Raw genomic sequence first — 15,722 nt, 5'->3', positions numbered from 1 at the left:
GTCGGATATTTATCGCTTTATATTTATGTCAGGTTAGCGGTGTTGGTCATTCGCACCCAGCGTGACGCCTATGCTGAATAAATATGGCAAGACTGGTTGACACGTTTAACTCATATGCTATTCATGGGTAGCTATTGACAAAAACACTGAAGGCAAAACGATAAAAATCGGCCTTACGCGTAAAATATAAAAGCAATAGCGTTAAATCATAAAATTAAGCAAACACAACAACGCAATTATTATAAAGGAAACAACCATGCAAACCGTCTCTTCGCACCAGACAGCGCCCAGCTTGTCGGTGATGCAACGCCTACGCGCTTTAGGGCCAGGGATAATGATGGCCGCGGCGGCAGTAGGCGGATCTCACCTTGTTGCGTCTACCAAGGCCGGTGCTATTTATGGCTGGCAGCTCGCAGCATTGATCCTGCTCGTTAACTTATTTAAATACCCCTTTTTTCGAGCAGGCGTACAATATACCGCAGGCACTGGCGAAACGCTGGTAGAAGGCTATGCGCGCTTAGGCCGCCCTTACYTGTGGCTGTTTGTTGCACTGAGTGCCGTGTCTGGTGTTATTAACACCGCGGCCTTGACCTTATTTAGCGCCAGCTTATTAAGCTATTTTGTGCCGTTTGATCTGTCACTAACGGTGTTGTCGACCATTATTGTGATCACTTGCCTGGTGATATTAATTGCTGGCCACTACAAGGCATTGGATCTGCTTGCTAAAGTAATCATGGCAACGCTAACTTGCGCCACTTTGGTCGCGGTTACAGTTGCGGTCGGTAACCCAGTCGCGGTCGAGCCTAGTTTTAATGCGCCGTCGATTTGGTCGGTAGCAGCGATTGGCTTTATCGTGGTCACCATGGGTTGGATGCCCGCCCCGATTGAAATTTCTAGTATTACGTCGGTGTGGCTCAAGCGCAAAGCGCAATCTGAGCCAATCAATGCCCAAGCGGCGCTGTTTGATTTTAACGTCGGCTACATTGGCACCGCGCTATTGGCGATTGTGTTCTTATCACTGGGTGCCCTGCTTCTGCACGGCAGCGGGGTTGAACTGAAACAATCCGGTATTGGCTTTTCTCATCAATTGGTGAGTTTGTATGCCGCCACCATTGGCGAGTGGTCACGTTATTTGATTGCGGTGGTCGCCTTTTTCTGTATCTTCGGCAGCACCATCACGGTAATCGATGGCTATGCGCGGGTGGTGTCCGAATCGCAACGGTTATTACGCGAGCAAACAGAAGCAGAAACAAAACCCGCAGTTACACAAGGCTGGATGGTACTGATCGCTGTGTTGGCACTGGCTATCGTAGCATTTTGGACTGGGGCGCTGCTGACCATGCTTGATTTTGCCATGGTCGCGGCATTTGTCACCACGCCCTTTTTCGCGCTATTGAACTATATTTTGGTGACCAAGCACCGTTTACCACCCGAAGTGACCATGAGCAAGGCGATGCGCGCATTGGCAATCACCGGGCTGGTCTATTTATTTGGTTTCTTGGCCGTGTTCGTCTGGTGGAAGTGGTTGATGTAACAAACTTTACCTTGTTCGCGCTTTAAGGGCTGGGTTAACATCCCTTTACAACTTCACCATCGGTGTTAGGCGCGGATAAGGTATTATTAACCCTATAAAAGCCAGTCGTGGTTTAGATTAAGGACGTGGGCAGCTTGAAAAAGTGAACGACTGCCCGCATAACTGTCGTATATAAAAATGGATTGTTAACCCAACCGGGAGAACGTTATGAACGATCGTATCGTTTCGCACAGCCAGTCACAGCAGAGTGCGTTATCTACAAACAAGGTGCTACGTAACACGTATGCACTGCTATCGATGACACTGATCACCAGTGCTATCGCGGCCTTTATCGCTATCGCTGTCGGCATCGGCCCAATGATGTCGCTAGGTATGACCCTAGGTGCGTTGGCGATCGTGTTCTTTGTGCTACCACGCACCATGAACTCTTCTGCCGGTATTGTGTGGACATTCGTCTTCACCGGCTTGCTGGGTGCCTCACTCGGCCCAACCCTGACTTACTACCTGAGCCTTTCTAGCGGCCCAGGCATTGTGATGCAGGCGCTTGCCACCACAGGGATGGTGTTCCTAGGCCTATCGGCGTATGCCATTACCTCTAAGAAAGACTTCTCTTTCATGGGTGGTTTCTTGGTTGCCGGTGTGATTGCTCTATTAGTGGCAATGGTCGCGAATATTTTCTTGCAGATCCCAGCGTTGAGCCTGGCAATTAGCACCATCGCGGTACTGATTTTCTCAGCCTTTATTCTGTATGACACCAGCAACATCATTAATGGCGGCGAGACCAACTACATCCGCGCCACAGTGTCGCTATATTTGAACATCTTCAACATCTTCGTTCACATGCTAAGCATTCTTGGCTTTATGAACGACGACTAAACCCTAGGGACTTGTCAGTAACAAACACAAAGAGCCGGCACGCGCCGGCTTTTTTGTCGTTAAATGGCGCACCCACTCAGTGCGGCGCGCAGCACGAAGTCGCGGTTGAACGCCAGTTGCACTCGCCCTCCCTGCTCGCTATGCTTTGCAGCTTTAATAACAACGATAACGTCCGATCAGATGACGAACAAAGGTAAGACTATGCTGGTGTATGAAGGTGAAACCATTGAGACGGATGCGCAAGGGTATTTAAAAAATGTGGACGATTGGCACGAAGCCCTGGTGCCGCTGCTTGCCGAACAAGAAAACATTGCGCTGACCGAGGCACACTGGGAAGTGATTCACTTTGTCCGCCATTTTTATCAAGAGTACAACACTTCACCAGCGGTGCGTTTGTTGGTTAAGTCGATGGAAAAAGAATACGGCCCAGAAAAAGGCAACAGCAAGTACTTGTTTAAGCTGTTCCCGAAAGGCCCAGCCAAACAGGCCACCAAGCTGGCAGGCTTACCCAAGCCCGCTAAATGCCTCTAGTGATCGAGGCCGACAAGTCCCGAGGCCGATAAATCAAGCGCCGCCACACCCTCGCGGCGCATGTAACGATTGGCACTAGGCTCTATGTTATTGAGACCTATTATTGAGACCTGTTATTAAGACGCTATAAGATGGCGAACCCATCAACGGCGCGCCATTCCGCTCCTTCTTTGTCAACCTGATCGACGCCTGCTGTCGGTGGCCCTTTATCTAACCACGTCATTAACGCGTCCACTGACTCCTCGCGGCCACAGGCCAATACCTCAACGCGACCATCCGGCAGATTTTTCGCGTATCCGGTCAATGAAAGCTTTAACGCTTCATGGGCGGTGTGATAACGAAAGCCAACCCCCTGAACGTGACCTGTGACATAGGCTTTGACACATTTTTGAGACATCTGTCACCTCTGCTATATTCCCATTGCAAAACGACACCTGTATAACGCTACATGAGACAAGTCGTTTGACAGGATGGCGTCATGAAAGAAGTTGCGTTTCGATGGATTGATAAATACTTTATCCACCTTCGGCTACAAGAAAAATTTTACCTTATCTTTTTCCTCCCCTTGCTCGCAATGGTTGTGATTGCGCTTACCTTGGATGCTGCTTCGGATACCCGTGTGGCACACAAAATGGAAGCGGAAGGTCAAGCCATTCAAGCCATGGTTGAAAAATACGACCTCCCGAAAGGCGAGGTGCAAACCTTACTCAATAACCAGCAAACCGGTTTTACCTTTAATGGCAATGAGCTTGCCTACCAAGTCGACGGCTCGCTGTTTAGCCATATGAGCGCCACCGATTGGAGCCTGCTCCTTGGTATGGTGCTGGTGATTGCGGTGCTGATTTACTACATCATGACCTTTATTGGCGGTGCGATGTACACCATGAACCAAGCTTTATTAAAGCTAGCAGATGGTGAGCTAAGTTACCGGATGAACTTTATCCCTGTTCGTGATGAGTTTAGCCAAATTGCCGTTACTATCGATAAAGTGCTCGAGCGCGAGCAAAACTTGGTGAAGGCGATCCAGGAAAGCGCGGAAATGATGGATGGTCTGTCCTCCAGTCTGCAACAGCGGAGCGATGAAAGTGAAGCCTTGGGTGAGAGTCAGCGCCAGTATCTTGATTCACTGGCCAGTGCCACCGAAGAAATGGCCGGCTCGATTCGCGAAGTAGCCAGCCATGCCACGGACACCTCGACCCAAACGCAAGAGGCCACCGAGGCTGCAAACCAGGGACGTCAGCAAGTTCAACAAACCATGAGCGCGATTAACGGCCTTGCCGCTGAAATTGCCCAAGCGGCGGATAAAGTCAGCGAGCTGAGCAAAAACGCCGAGCAAATTGGTACCGTGGTAACCACCATCAATGGCATCAGTGAACAAACCAACTTGTTGGCCCTTAACGCCGCAATTGAAGCGGCACGTGCCGGTGAGCAAGGCCGCGGCTTTGCCGTGGTGGCCGATGAAGTACGCACACTGGCCAGTCGCACCCAAGAGTCCACGGTAGATATTCAGTCGATGATTGAGTCACTGCAAACGCATACCGCGGAGCTGCGCCGGGTGATGGAAGGCACAGTTGAAAATGCGTCGTCCAGTGAAGCGGCGGTGCAAGAGATTGATACGGAGATCAGCCAAATCGCTGAGCGCAGTGGCACCATTGCCGATCGCAGCACCGAAATTGCCGCCGCTGCTGAGCAGCAAGGTAATGTTGCGGGTACGATTTCGCAAGATGTGGAGCAAGTACGCAGCCAGTCTACCCAGGTTGCCCAAATGCTGCGTGATTCCGCTACCGAAGTGAGCGAACTTGGCGCACAAGCCCACCAGCTTAAAACCTTAGTGGCAGGGCTTCGCACCTAACGCCATGGTTTGATTCCATCATTCCCCTTATCGCGCGCCCTACTCTGGGCGCGTTTTTATTGCAATGCTGTCAGCCTTGCTCGACAATACCCGCCCTTTTTGCTTTATCCGCAAGTCACGTCATGATGCAGGTGCTTCACTCAGCATTTTGACGTGTTTTGCACCACCCATTGTTAGGAACCATCATGACTGCCACTGTGTATCTCGCCAAAGGCCGCGATAAATCAATCAAACGCCGCCATCCTTGGATTTTCTCGCGAGGAATCACCCGCGTTGAAGGCAAGCCCGGATCAGGTGACACTGTCACTGTTTGTGATCATCAAGGCGAATTTTTAGGCCTAGGGGCATTCTCGCCGCAATCACAAATTCGGGTACGCATGTGGTGCTTTGAGAAAACCGTCATCGACAGTGACTTTTTCCTCGCCCGTATTCGTGCGGCTAAGCCACTGCGTACCATGCTCGCCGAGCGTGATAGCTTAACCGGTTACCGTCTATTGGCCGCCGAGTCAGACGGTGTCCCCGGCATCACTGTCGACAAGTACGATAACTACTTGGTATGCCAATTGCTCAGCGCCGGCGCGGATGCCCAGCGTGATAATCTGGTCACCGCCCTGCGTACCGAGTTCCCAGATTGTCATATCTACGAGCGCTCGGATGTGGCCATTCGTAAAAAAGAAGGTCTCAAGCCTCGTGTGGGTGTACTGCACGGTGAGGAGCCGCCTGCGTCCGTCATCATCGAAGAAAATGGCGTGGCAATTGAGGTTGATATTACCAATGGCCACAAAACCGGTTTTTATCTCGACCAGCGTGATAGTCGCGAACAAGCGGTGAAATACATGGATGGCAAACGTGTACTGAACTGCTTTTGCTATACGGGCGGCTTTGGCTTGTATGCGCAAAAAGGTAATGCCAAACAGATTATCAATGTCGATGTGTCGCAGCCGGCGCTCGATAGAGCCAAAGCCAATGCCGAACGTAACGGCTTTGATCTTACCCGCGCGGAATTTGTCAATGCCGATGTGTTCAAGCTGCTGCGCACTTATCGCGAACAAGGCGAACGGTTTGACGTCATTGTGATGGACCCGCCCAAGTTTGCCGAATCGAAATCACAACTGACCGGCGCATGCCGCGGTTATAAAGATATCAATATGCTCGCCATGCAGCTGCTAAACCCAGGCGGTGTGCTGCTCAGTTATTCATGTTCAGGGCTAATGGACTCAGGGTTATTCCAAAAGATCTTGGCGGACGCGGCATTAGATGCGGGTAAAAACGTGCAGTTTATCGAACGCTTTGCACAAGCCGCGGATCACCCCACTCACAGTGCTTATCCAGAAGGTTTCTACCTCAAAGGGTTTGCGTGTTTGATTCAATAAGCCCGCGCATCACTCAATAAGCGCGCTCTTATCTTAACGCGTGGTATTGCTGTGATACCACGCGTTGTCGCACCTATTGTCACGCTCAGAATGACAAGCTCCAAAATGACAAGCTCTAAATAGCAAGCCCTGAATAACAAGGCCTAAATAATAAAGCTTGAATAACAAAGCTTACGATGACAACGCCGAGGCAATCGCCTCCAAACTGCTAGGGTCATCAATGGTCGAGGGGACTTGATACGACTCGCCATCCGCCATTTGGCGAATAATTCGGCGCAAGATTTTACCTGAGCGTGTTTTGGGTAACTTATCGACGATAACTGCTTGTTTAAAGCAAGCAATTGCGCCAATTCTGTCACGCACACGCTGCACCAATTCCCGTTCTATCTCGCCACTCACTGAGACAAAGCCGTCTTTCAGCACCACTAAGCCGAGCGGCAATTGGCCTTTAAGCTCATCGTGCATGCCCACCACCGCACATTCGGCGACCGCTTCATGGCTGCCTAACACCTCTTCCATTTCGCCGGTCGATAAACGGTGACCTGCGACGTTAATCACATCATCAATCCGTCCCATCACAAACACGTAGCCATCTTCATCCATGTAACCCCCATCACCGGAAACATAATAGCCGGGGAACTGGCTGAGGTAGCCGGCTTCAAAACGATCGTGGTTGCGCCACACCGTCGGCAGGCAGCTAGGTGGCAGAGGGCGCTTTACGGCAATGTATCCTTGCTGGTTTGGCGCCGCCAGTTCGCCCATTTCATCAAGGATCTGCACTTGATAGCCAGGGCTTGGCATGGTTGCCGAGCCGGGCTTGGTCGCAAAGCAGGTTAACCCTAATGGATTGCCTGCAATCGCCCAGCCAGTTTCGGTTTGCCACCAGTGATCCACCACGGGTCGCTGGGTCTTTTCTTCCACCCATTCCAATGTCGGTGGATCAAGCCGTTCGCCCGCCATAAACACCGTGCGTAAGGATGTCATTGGATAGCGCGCAAGGTGATCACCGTTTGGATCTTGTTTTTTAATCGCCCGAAAGGCGGTAGGCGCCGAGAATAAGATGCTGACGTTATACTCATCACACACGCGCCAAAACGCTCCCGCATCCGGTGTACCGACTGGCTTGCCTTCAAACATCACCGTGGTGCAGCCGTGTAGCAAAGGGGCATACACAATATACGAGTGCCCCACTACCCAGCCGACATCCGACGCGGCCCAAAACACTTCACCGGGTTTGACGTTATAAATCGCGCTCATGCTGTACTTCATCGCCACCGCGTGGCCGCCATTGTCACGTACTACGCCTTTGGGTTTACCCGTGGTACCGGAGGTATAGAGGATATATAAGGGATCCGTAGCATTGACGGGCACCGGTGCTGCAGGCTTTGCTTCAGCCAATAACGCTGCCCAGTCGGCATCACGCGGGTTGTCTAAATTGGCGCGGCACATTGCACGTTGATAGACCACCACATGGTCGGGTTTGTAGCGGCTGTCCATGATGGCTTGATCAACCATCGGCTTATACGCCAAGGTTTTCTCGCCTTCAATCCCGCATGAGGCGGTGAGCACCGCTTTGGGCTCCGCATCTTCAATCCGTACCGCCAGCTCGTTCGGGGCAAAGCCACCAAACACCACCGAATGAATAGCACCAAGCCGTGCACACGCGAGCATCGCTACGGTTGCTTCTGGGATCATGGGCATATAAATCACCACGCGATCGCCTTTTTCAACCCCTAGCCCTGCCAGCATGCCCGCCACTTTCGCCACATAGTCACGCAGCGCCGCATAGGTGTAGGTGGTTTTTTTATCGGTAACCGGTGAGTCGTAAATCAGCGCGGTTTGCTCGCCCCGGCCTTGTTCGACATGGGCATCGAGTGCCATATACGCGGTGTTCATAGTGCCATCGGCAAACCAGCGCTCAATGCCATTGTCGTCTTTGCTAAGCATGGTTTGAGGAAAGGTAAACCAATCGAGCTGTTTGGCCTGTGCCTGCCAAAATCCCTCGGGATCACGGCTAGCCCAATCCGCGTGGTGTTGATAACTGGCTTCTTGCATAAGCGGCTCCTTATCGCCCGCGATCAGCGAGCGATGAGTTAGCAAGCAACGTGTTGAGAACGTGCTTAGTTAATCACAAACAGCGACATAAATTCGTGCACCGGGGTTTTCTCCAGCGCGGCCTGGTCGTTACATAAGGCGGCAATTTTATCGCTCTGTGCTTGCGGGAACCGAGTTACCAAGTTGGAGCGGAATTTTTGCTCCAGCACAGGGATCCCTTCCTCGCGGCGACGGCGATGACCAATCGGATATTCCACCGCGACTTGTTCAGTGTGGCTGCCATCGGTAAAGAAGATTTGGATCGCATTGGCAATCGAGCGCTTGTCGGCTTCTAGGTATTCCGCGCTATAGCGTGGGTCTTCTTTGATCACCATTTTTTGCCGTAGCGCATCAATACGCGGATCGGCGTGATGGAAAGCGTCTTCATAGTGCTCGGCCACTAGATTGCCGTATAGCAGCGGTACTGCCACCATGTATTGCAGGCAGTGGTCACGGTCAGCCGGATTAGCCAACTCCCCTTCTTTAGAAATGATGCGAATGGCCGATTCATGGGTGGTGATTTCAATACGTTCAATCTCATCCACGCGGTCTTTCATCTGTGAATGCAAGGTCACCGCCGCTTCTACCGCAGTTTGGGCATGAAACTCTGCTGGGAAGGAGATCTTGAACAGCACGTTTTCCATCACATAGCTGGCAAAGTCTTGTTTGACACTAAAAGCGTTGCCGTTAAATAGCACATCGTAATAACCCCACTTAGGTGCGCTGAGCACCGACGGCAAGCCCATTTCACCTTTCATGGTGATCATCGCCAAGCGCACCGCACGGGAGGTGGCATCGCCCGCCGCCCACGATTTGCGTGACCCGGCGTTCGGCGCATGGCGGTAGGTGCGCAGCGCACAACCATCGACCCACGCTTGTGAAACGGCATCAATGATCTGGTCACGATTACCACCCAGCATTTTGGTGACCACCGCCGTCGACGCCACGCGCACCAGTAAAACGTGATCGAGCCCGACGCGGTTAAAGCTATTTTCAAGAGCAAGCACGCCTTGGATCTCATGCGCTTTGATCATCGCAGTCAGCACATCGCGCATGGTAAGCGGCGGTTTGCCTTCGGACACGGCCACACGGCTTAAATAATCGGCAGTGGCCAAAATGCCACCTAGGTTATCGGACGGATGGCCCCACTCGGCGGCGAGCCAAGTATCGTTAAAATCGAGCCAGCGAATAACACACCCGATGTTAAACGCGGCAGTGACCGGATCAAGCTCGTGGGAGGTGCCCGGCACACGCGCACCATGTTGCACAGTCGTCCCCGGCACCAGTGGACCCAGGTGTTTGGTGCATTCAGGGAAACGTAGCGCCAGCAAGCCACAGCCTAGGGTATCTATCAGGCAGTTACGCGCGGTGTTGTAGGCTTCTGCCGAGGCAATCGGCGTGCTATCGACATAATCGGCAATTTGCACCAATAACGCATCGGGATCCGGGCGCTGGTTCAGTTCTACGTTGTTGCTCATGGTCAATTCCTTCTGTAATTTCAATCGGGTGAATGCGCGCCGATTAGGGGCGCTGATCGATAGGTAGCCAATCCTGGTGTTCAGGGCCGTCGTAATCGGCACTGGGGCGAATAATGCGGTTATTGGCGCGCTGCTCAAACACATGCGCCGCCCAGCCCGTTACTCGGCTCATCACAAAAATCGGGGTAAACAATTTGGTCGGGATCCCCATAAAGTGGTAGGCCGACGCATGATAAAAATCGGCATTGGGGAACAAGCCTTTTTCGCGCTTCATCACCTGCTCAACCCGCTTAGACACATCATAAAGCCAAGCGTCTGGTGCGTTCTGCGCCAGCTGTTTCGACCAATGCTTAATAAGCGCATTGCGGGGGTCTGATTCACGGTAAATCGCATGGCCAAAGCCCATCACTTTGTCTTTATTGGCGAGCATTTGCATTAGCCCTGCTTCAGCTTCGTCAGGCGTGCGCCATTGTTCTAGCATCGCCATCGCCGCTTCATTGGCACCGCCATGCAATGGGCCGCGCAAACTGCCGATGGCCGCGGTAATGCAAGAGTGCAAATCGGACAAAGTGGAGGCGCACACACGGGCAGTAAAGGTCGAGGCATTGAACTCATGCTCGGCATACAGCACCAGTGAGCAATGCATCACAGATTCATGCAGTGACGACGGAGTTTCATCAGTCAGCATTTTGAGGAAGTAGCCACCAATGCTTTTCACCTCAGGCTGATAGGTATCGACCCGCACGCCATCATGCGAATAGCGGTACCAATAGCAGATAATGGCCGGCAACATTGCCAACAGGGTATCGGTTTTATCTGCTTGCTCACTAAAGTCGGTTTCTTGATCCAAGTTCCCCAGCATCGAGCAACCAGTACGCATTACATCCATGGGGTGCGCATTAGCAGGAATTCGCTCCAGCACGGCCTTTAAGGCGTCAGGTAATCCCCGCTTACCCACCAAGGTTTCTGTGTAGTCAGCGAGCACTTGGCGATTGGGGAGTTGGCCTTTGAGTAGCAGGTAAGCCACTTCCTCAAATTGGGCGTGATTGGCTAAATCGGTAATGTCATAACCACGATAGGTTAATCCAGTGCCGGTTTGCCCGACCGTACACAAGGCGGTGGTGCCGGCACTTTGGCCACGCAGGCCTGCGCCAGAGGTTGGTTTCTCGTTAGGTGCGACGGCGACATGTGTCATGATTGGCTCCTTTCCTTTGATGCCATCAGATTCAACCGCTGCATGAATCCGTGAACGTGATGATAATTCCAGTGGTGTAACCGACGTTTTCACACCGTGGGTGTGCGTCCGTGATCACTCTTTTCCAAATAGGCGATCCAATTGCTCTTCGTAGGCGTGATACCCCAAGAAGTCATAGAGCGCATCACGGGTTTGCATGGTGTCGACCACGTTTTTTTGGTGGCCATCATCCAGTAGGTGTTGATACACATTGAGGGCGGCTTGGTTCATGGCGCGAAACGCAGAGAGTGGATACAGCACCATGCTGACTCCCACACTCGCCAGCTCTTGGCTGGTAAACAGTGGGGTTTGCCCAAACTCGGTGATATTGGCCAGTACCGGCACTTGCACTTGCTCGACAAAGGCTTGGTACTGTTCGAGCGTTTGCATGGCTTCGGGGAAAATCATGTCCGCCCCTGCTTCTACGTACGCTCTGGCGCGGGCAACAGCACTGTCCATGCCTTCCACTGCCAAGGCATCGGTGCGCGCCATGATCACAAACTCAGGATCGGTGCGCGCGTCCACCGCCGCTTTAATGCGGTCGACCATTTCAGCTTGGCTGACAATTTCTTTGTTGGGACGATGACCGCAGCGCTTTTGCGCCACTTGATCTTCCATATGCACCGCCCCCGCGCCGGCTCGTTCCATTTCACGAATAGTGCGAGCAATATTGAGCGCACCGCCAAAACCGGTATCAATGTCCACCAGCAAGGGCACATCGGTTGCTGCGGTGATCCGGCGGACATCTTCCAACACATCGTTAAGCGTGGTGATCCCCAAATCCGGTAAGCCATAAGAGGCATTAGCAATCCCGCCTCCTGACAGGTAAATGGCTTGATGCCCTACTCGCTCTGCCATCATGGCGCAATAGGGGTTAATGGTGCCGACGACTTGCAGCGGAATATTGCTGCGCACCGCTTGGCGAAAACGTGCACCTGCACTCATCGTATTCTCCTTGTAAATTCGTGGCTTAGCGGGGCTCACCACCGCACTATTTTTAATTCGTCAGTTGCTATTCAATCTGCTATTTGCTGTTCAATCAGTTGGCGGCTGCGCTGAATATGACGACGCATCAGCATTTCGGCCAACTCGGCATCGCGCTCACGAATTGCCGCTAAAATTTGCATGTGCTCTTGCAGCGCTTGCTGGGGGCGAGAATGCGCCCGGGGCGATTGAAATCGATACATTCGCAATAGGTGGTACAACTCACCACACAACAGATTGATCAGTTTGTGGTTATGGCTGGCTTTGATGATGCAATAGTGAAAATCAAAGTCGCCTTGTTGATGAAAGTAGGCCGCCCCCTCCACCCGCTCGATATAGACATGGTGGGTGTCGAGCACCGCACTGAGCTGCTCAATTTCCGCATCGGTGATGTGCGCACACGCCAGTCTTGCGGCCATGCCCTCTAACGCTTCTCGCACCGCGTAAATCTCAGCCAATTGGCGATGGGTGAGTGTCACGACTCTCGCGCCCACATGAGGCACCCGCTCGACCAATCCCAAGGCTTCGACCCGCATCATCGCCTCGCGCAGTGGCCCTCGGCTGACGCCAAATGCAGCAGCTAACCCCGCTTCCGATACTTTGGTGCCGGCTGGATAGGTGCCGGTGACAATCGCCTCGATAAGCTGTTCAGTCAGGCTGGCTGACTTGGTGGGCTCACGTGACTCAGCTGGCACCGAATGCGTGTGCTGATCGAGAACCTGGTCATTTGTCGACAATAAAGACATAAAAACCGCCTAAAAACTTTAATAAAGCCAGAATAGAATAAGATTGTAGACAATGTAGATTAGACTTTGGTCTGTAGCGGCGCCTTTTTATCGTGATCAAAACCACAACGTAAATGATAATGTACGCATTGGATTGTTATTCACTTGTTATCAAACAGGCGTTTGACTCGACCTATTCAACCAACAGCGTATGGTGTAGCGGTCGTTTTAATAGGGATAGAACGCAAATATGGATAGAAATCATTCCAAGCGTGAAAACGCACTCGCGCTGCTTATCGGTAGCAGTTTGGTGTCACTCGGCATCTTCTTTTTCAACCAAGTGGGATTACTGACCGGCGGCACTGCTGGGTTGGCGCTGTTTTTACAACGAGTCACTGACTTCAGTTTTGGTGAGCTTTTCTTCGTAATTAACCTGCCTTTTTATTGGCTCGCCTACACCCAAATGGGTAAACGCTTTACCTTAAGTACCTTGGTTGCGGTCAGTATCGTCTCATTCGGTGCGGATCATCTAAGCGCCGTATTAACCATTAATAGCATCCACCCTGTGTATGCGGCGCTGTTTGGCGGTGGGTTAATTGGCATGGGCATGTTAGTGATGTTCCGCCATCAGTGTAGTTTGGGTGGGTTTAACACCTTGGCATTGTTCTTACAGCAACGGTTTGGCATCCGCGCCGGCAAAGTACAAATGGCACTGGATTGCTCGATTGTGGTGTTGTCGCTGATGATCGTTGACCCATGGCTGATTGCCTTATCTGTCGCCGCAGCGATTACCACCAATCTCGTGCTGGCGATGAATCACAAGCCTGGACGCTATCAAGTCCAGCCTCCTTCAACCGCATAATGGCGGTGAGTGTTGAGAGGCGGGTTTTCGCCTCTTTTCCCTCAAACTCTATCCACTCAAGTTTGGCGTGTTATTCGTGCCATCGTCGCCGCTCGCACGCCTAAATGCGAATCACTCTTACAATTGATTGCTGCACATGCTAAATTTCGCGTTTTGATCGCCTATCATAAAGGAGTGTTGATGAACGCGGCCGATCCTAGCGTTGATGTGTTAAGCCTGCCCACCACGGTTGCACTCGCCCCTTTCCCTTCTGTTTTAGGCTTGTCTGTGATCCCTGATGATGTAGTGGGCACGTCACTTCAAGAACAGCTCACGACTGAGCACGGATTGACGCAGTGTTTTTCCGCCGTCAACGCCACCTATGGCGACGCAGATAACCGCGCCCAAGGCACGCTCTTTATCGGCGCTTATGCCTATGAGTTTTTGCTGCCCGTGCTGGCCAGCTGGCTACTGGGCGGACAACTCCCCTCGCTAGATCTAGATAATTGGCAGGTCAAATACCAGCCTACACGCGTCACCAAACCGAGTGGCGAGGAGCTGGTTTATCACAAGCCACATTTTTACCTCAATGCCTTGATTGGCTGGAAACAGCCAGCGGCAGAAGATTGGCAGGCTATTTTGCACGGCGCGTTGTTACGCCACTTTTCGCCGATCGTCGATGCGGTTGCCGAGCAAAGTAGTATGCGTGAAGGGCCACTTTGGAAAGTGGTTGCCGATTCAATCTGTATTGCCTTTTTGATGGTGGGTAAACATCGTGATTGTGAGCAGGCCGCGCGTGAAGCCGCGCTGTCGATCGTCCATCAACGCGGCACCCCACTTTATAGCAAGCGCAGTAGCTTTCACGATGTCACCGTCTACGATCCGAATGACACCCAAACTGTGCTGCAAACCCACAGCTTCCGTTTGCGCGGCGGCTGCTGCCGGATCTTTACCGTCGATGATCACAGTTATTGCTCAACCTGCTGCTTTTTAAAGCCGGACGAACAAGCTAAACGCCTCGCGGAAGTCGCGTGTCAGCGTGAAGACGTGGCGCTGGACTCGCAGCCTCGCTAACTCAGTGCCACATCGACCCAGACAAGACGATGATCGGAGTGAGCACGGGCGTTTTCTTGGCCGTTTTTATCACAAATCAGTGGGTAGTCGGCATCATCAGACGCCGGCCAAAATACGCCAGAGGCTTGCACCGCTAGCTCTCGCGAAGGTAGGACGTAATCGAGGCGTAACCCACCGTTATGGGTCGCGACTGGCCGCCCTTTCCCTTCGATAAAGCGGAACGCATGAAACTGTGCCGCGTCACTTTTTGGTACCTGCGCCCCAACTGCAACCTCTGGATGCACCCGCGGATGGTGAAGCAAGGCGCCAATGGCTTGCTTGTCCCCATCACCATAGCTCGGATCCGCATTTAAATCGCCAATCACCACAAACGGTGTCTCAGGAGAAAGCCCGCCGTGAGCGCCCTTGTCGTCCACCAGCCAATCGGCATTATCCAAAAGGCCAATCAGTTGGTGAATTTCATCACTGTTGCGCCGCCAGTTACGCTTTTCTGGCCCATCAAACACCGGCGGTGTGGGATGACACGCCACCACCTGTATTCGTTTATCACCAACCAAAATCGGCACTGACACCAAGTTTTTCGAGGCGAGGCGTAACGCCGTTTGTGCCTGTTCGGTGTAGTACTCCGCGGGAATTTGATGCTGAGGAAGCTGATACCACGCGAAGTCTTGCCACGTGCGAATCGCATCGTCTTCGATGGGGTAACGCGATAAAATCACATAACCAAATTGCCCATGATAGTCACCAAAGCCATGGCATTGCTGGGCACGATTTAAGCGTTGATGCTCACTGACCGGCACCGTGAGTTTTAACCCCGTGTTGGTGGCGGGTAAATAGCGATACGGATAATCAATCGGCGTGTCACCGTATTGCGATTCGGCCAAGTGACGCTCACAAAATGCAGCGATCGCCCCATCATCACCGCCATCGCCTGGATGATCGAATTCGCAAAGCACCACCACATCTGGACGCACCCGCTGTAAGGTTGCGGCGAGATTTTTAATTTGTCGGCTGGGGGCAGGCGCTAGCATCTTTGCTTTAATGTCACCAGCCTGACGCCCGGCTAGAGAGAGGTTGAATTGCGCGAACCTAAGGGTAAAAGGTGTTGTCATGACATCCCACGAGT

General features: G+C 52.4%; 14 protein-coding genes. 7 read left to right on the top strand and 7 right to left on the bottom strand.

Annotated elements, in window-relative coordinates; translation table 11 throughout:
- Positions 1 to 256: 256 nt before the first annotated feature.
- The 3 genes from BZG13_RS08600 (at position 257) to BZG13_RS08590 (ending at position 2,941) form a co-directional block, all read left to right on the top strand.
- Positions 257 to 1,534 carry an NRAMP family divalent metal transporter gene (locus tag BZG13_RS08600; protein WP_077486325.1) on the top strand — a complete coding sequence of 426 codons (1,278 nt, stop codon included), beginning with the start codon at positions 257 to 259 and terminating at the stop codon, positions 1,532 to 1,534.
- A gap of 207 nt (positions 1,535 to 1,741) precedes the next feature.
- Positions 1,742 to 2,410: a Bax inhibitor-1/YccA family protein gene (locus BZG13_RS08595; protein ID WP_046073363.1), complete on the top strand. Its 669-nt coding sequence runs from the start codon at positions 1,742 to 1,744 to the stop codon at positions 2,408 to 2,410.
- A gap of 201 nt (positions 2,411 to 2,611) precedes the next feature.
- Positions 2,612 to 2,941, top strand: coding sequence for a TusE/DsrC/DsvC family sulfur relay protein (locus tag BZG13_RS08590; protein ID WP_077486324.1), 330 nt, complete (start codon positions 2,612 to 2,614; stop codon positions 2,939 to 2,941).
- 124 nt (positions 2,942 to 3,065) lie between these two features.
- Here BZG13_RS08590 and yccX read toward each other — a convergent pair whose 3' ends face one another.
- A complete protein-coding gene (gene yccX, locus BZG13_RS08585; RefSeq protein WP_069362831.1) occupies positions 3,066 to 3,338 on the bottom strand; it encodes an acylphosphatase in 273 nt (90 codons plus the stop codon).
- 81 nt (positions 3,339 to 3,419) lie between these two features.
- On the opposite strand from yccX, the gene BZG13_RS08580 reads away from it, so the two are divergent.
- Positions 3,420 to 4,793 carry a methyl-accepting chemotaxis protein gene (locus BZG13_RS08580; RefSeq protein ID WP_077486323.1) on the top strand — a complete coding sequence of 458 codons (1,374 nt, stop codon included), beginning with the start codon at positions 3,420 to 3,422 and terminating at the stop codon, positions 4,791 to 4,793.
- 185 nt (positions 4,794 to 4,978) lie between these two features.
- Complete coding sequence (locus BZG13_RS08575; RefSeq protein WP_077486322.1) at positions 4,979 to 6,166, top strand: class I SAM-dependent methyltransferase; 1,188 nt, start codon at positions 4,979 to 4,981, stop codon at positions 6,164 to 6,166.
- Between the two features lie 171 nt (positions 6,167 to 6,337).
- Here the strand turns inward: BZG13_RS08575 and BZG13_RS08570 are convergent, their stop codons facing one another.
- From BZG13_RS08570 to BZG13_RS08550, 5 genes are all read right to left on the bottom strand, one after another.
- Complete coding sequence (locus BZG13_RS08570; protein WP_077486321.1) at positions 6,338 to 8,221, bottom strand: propionyl-CoA synthetase; 1,884 nt, start codon at positions 8,219 to 8,221, stop codon at positions 6,338 to 6,340.
- A gap of 65 nt (positions 8,222 to 8,286) precedes the next feature.
- A complete protein-coding gene (locus BZG13_RS08565; RefSeq protein WP_077486320.1) occupies positions 8,287 to 9,738 on the bottom strand; it encodes a bifunctional 2-methylcitrate dehydratase/aconitate hydratase in 1,452 nt (483 codons plus the stop codon).
- Between the two features lie 43 nt (positions 9,739 to 9,781).
- Entirely contained in the window at positions 9,782 to 10,933 is a 1,152-nt protein-coding gene (gene prpC / locus BZG13_RS08560) for a bifunctional 2-methylcitrate synthase/citrate synthase (protein WP_077486319.1), read from the bottom strand.
- 114 nt (positions 10,934 to 11,047) lie between these two features.
- A complete protein-coding gene (prpB, locus tag BZG13_RS08555) occupies positions 11,048 to 11,917 on the bottom strand; it encodes a methylisocitrate lyase (RefSeq protein ID WP_077486318.1) in 870 nt (289 codons plus the stop codon).
- A 71-nt stretch (positions 11,918 to 11,988) separates the two neighbouring features.
- Positions 11,989 to 12,702, bottom strand: a complete 714-nt coding sequence (locus tag BZG13_RS08550) for a GntR family transcriptional regulator (protein ID WP_077486317.1) — start codon at positions 12,700 to 12,702, stop codon at positions 11,989 to 11,991.
- Between the two features lie 229 nt (positions 12,703 to 12,931).
- Between BZG13_RS08550 and BZG13_RS08545 the strand changes: the two genes are divergently transcribed.
- Both BZG13_RS08545 and BZG13_RS08540 read left to right on the top strand, forming a co-directional pair.
- Positions 12,932 to 13,543: a YitT family protein gene (locus tag BZG13_RS08545; protein WP_077486316.1), complete on the top strand. Its 612-nt coding sequence runs from the start codon at positions 12,932 to 12,934 to the stop codon at positions 13,541 to 13,543.
- Positions 13,544 to 13,723: 180 nt separating this feature from the next.
- On the top strand, positions 13,724 to 14,596 hold the full coding sequence (locus tag BZG13_RS08540) for a (2Fe-2S)-binding protein (protein ID WP_077486315.1): 873 nt from the start codon (positions 13,724 to 13,726) through the stop codon (positions 14,594 to 14,596).
- On the opposite strand, the gene BZG13_RS08535 is transcribed toward BZG13_RS08540, so the two are convergent.
- A complete protein-coding gene (locus BZG13_RS08535; protein ID WP_077486314.1) occupies positions 14,593 to 15,708 on the bottom strand; it encodes an endonuclease/exonuclease/phosphatase family protein in 1,116 nt (371 codons plus the stop codon). The two genes, BZG13_RS08540 and BZG13_RS08535, sit on opposite strands and share 4 nt — an antisense overlap.
- Positions 15,709 to 15,722 lie beyond the last annotated feature (14 nt).

The organism is Salinivibrio sp. ML323, assembly GCF_001995745.1.
Taxonomy (GTDB): Bacteria; Pseudomonadota; Gammaproteobacteria; order Enterobacterales; family Vibrionaceae; genus Salinivibrio; species Salinivibrio kushneri.
The sequence above is the reverse complement of the archived record's forward strand: the minus strand, read 5'-3'. Positions and strand labels throughout refer to the sequence as shown.

Bases quoted from the DNA above. Each gene is read 5' to 3' on its own strand.
- BZG13_RS08595 (WP_046073363.1), top strand. From the start codon at position 1,742: ATGAACGATCGTATCGTTTCGCACAGCCAGTCACAGCAGAGTGCGTTA.
- BZG13_RS08590 (WP_077486324.1), top strand. From the start codon at position 2,612: ATGCTGGTGTATGAAGGTGAAACCATTGAGACGGATGCGCAAGGGTAT.
- yccX (WP_069362831.1), bottom strand. From the start codon at position 3,338: ATGTCTCAAAAATGTGTCAAAGCCTATGTCACAGGTCACGTTCAGGGG.
- BZG13_RS08580 (WP_077486323.1), top strand. From the start codon at position 3,420: ATGAAAGAAGTTGCGTTTCGATGGATTGATAAATACTTTATCCACCTT.
- BZG13_RS08575 (WP_077486322.1), top strand. From the start codon at position 4,979: ATGACTGCCACTGTGTATCTCGCCAAAGGCCGCGATAAATCAATCAAA.
- BZG13_RS08570 (WP_077486321.1), bottom strand. From the start codon at position 8,221: ATGCAAGAAGCCAGTTATCAACACCACGCGGATTGGGCTAGCCGTGAT.
- BZG13_RS08565 (WP_077486320.1), bottom strand. From the start codon at position 9,738: ATGAGCAACAACGTAGAACTGAACCAGCGCCCGGATCCCGATGCGTTA.
- prpC (WP_077486319.1), bottom strand. From the start codon at position 10,933: ATGACACATGTCGCCGTCGCACCTAACGAGAAACCAACCTCTGGCGCA.
- prpB (WP_077486318.1), bottom strand. From the start codon at position 11,917: ATGAGTGCAGGTGCACGTTTTCGCCAAGCGGTGCGCAGCAATATTCCG.
- BZG13_RS08550 (WP_077486317.1), bottom strand. From the start codon at position 12,702: ATGTCTTTATTGTCGACAAATGACCAGGTTCTCGATCAGCACACGCAT.
- BZG13_RS08545 (WP_077486316.1), top strand. From the start codon at position 12,932: ATGGATAGAAATCATTCCAAGCGTGAAAACGCACTCGCGCTGCTTATC.
- BZG13_RS08540 (WP_077486315.1), top strand. From the start codon at position 13,724: ATGAACGCGGCCGATCCTAGCGTTGATGTGTTAAGCCTGCCCACCACG.
- BZG13_RS08535 (WP_077486314.1), bottom strand. From the start codon at position 15,708: ATGACAACACCTTTTACCCTTAGGTTCGCGCAATTCAACCTCTCTCTA.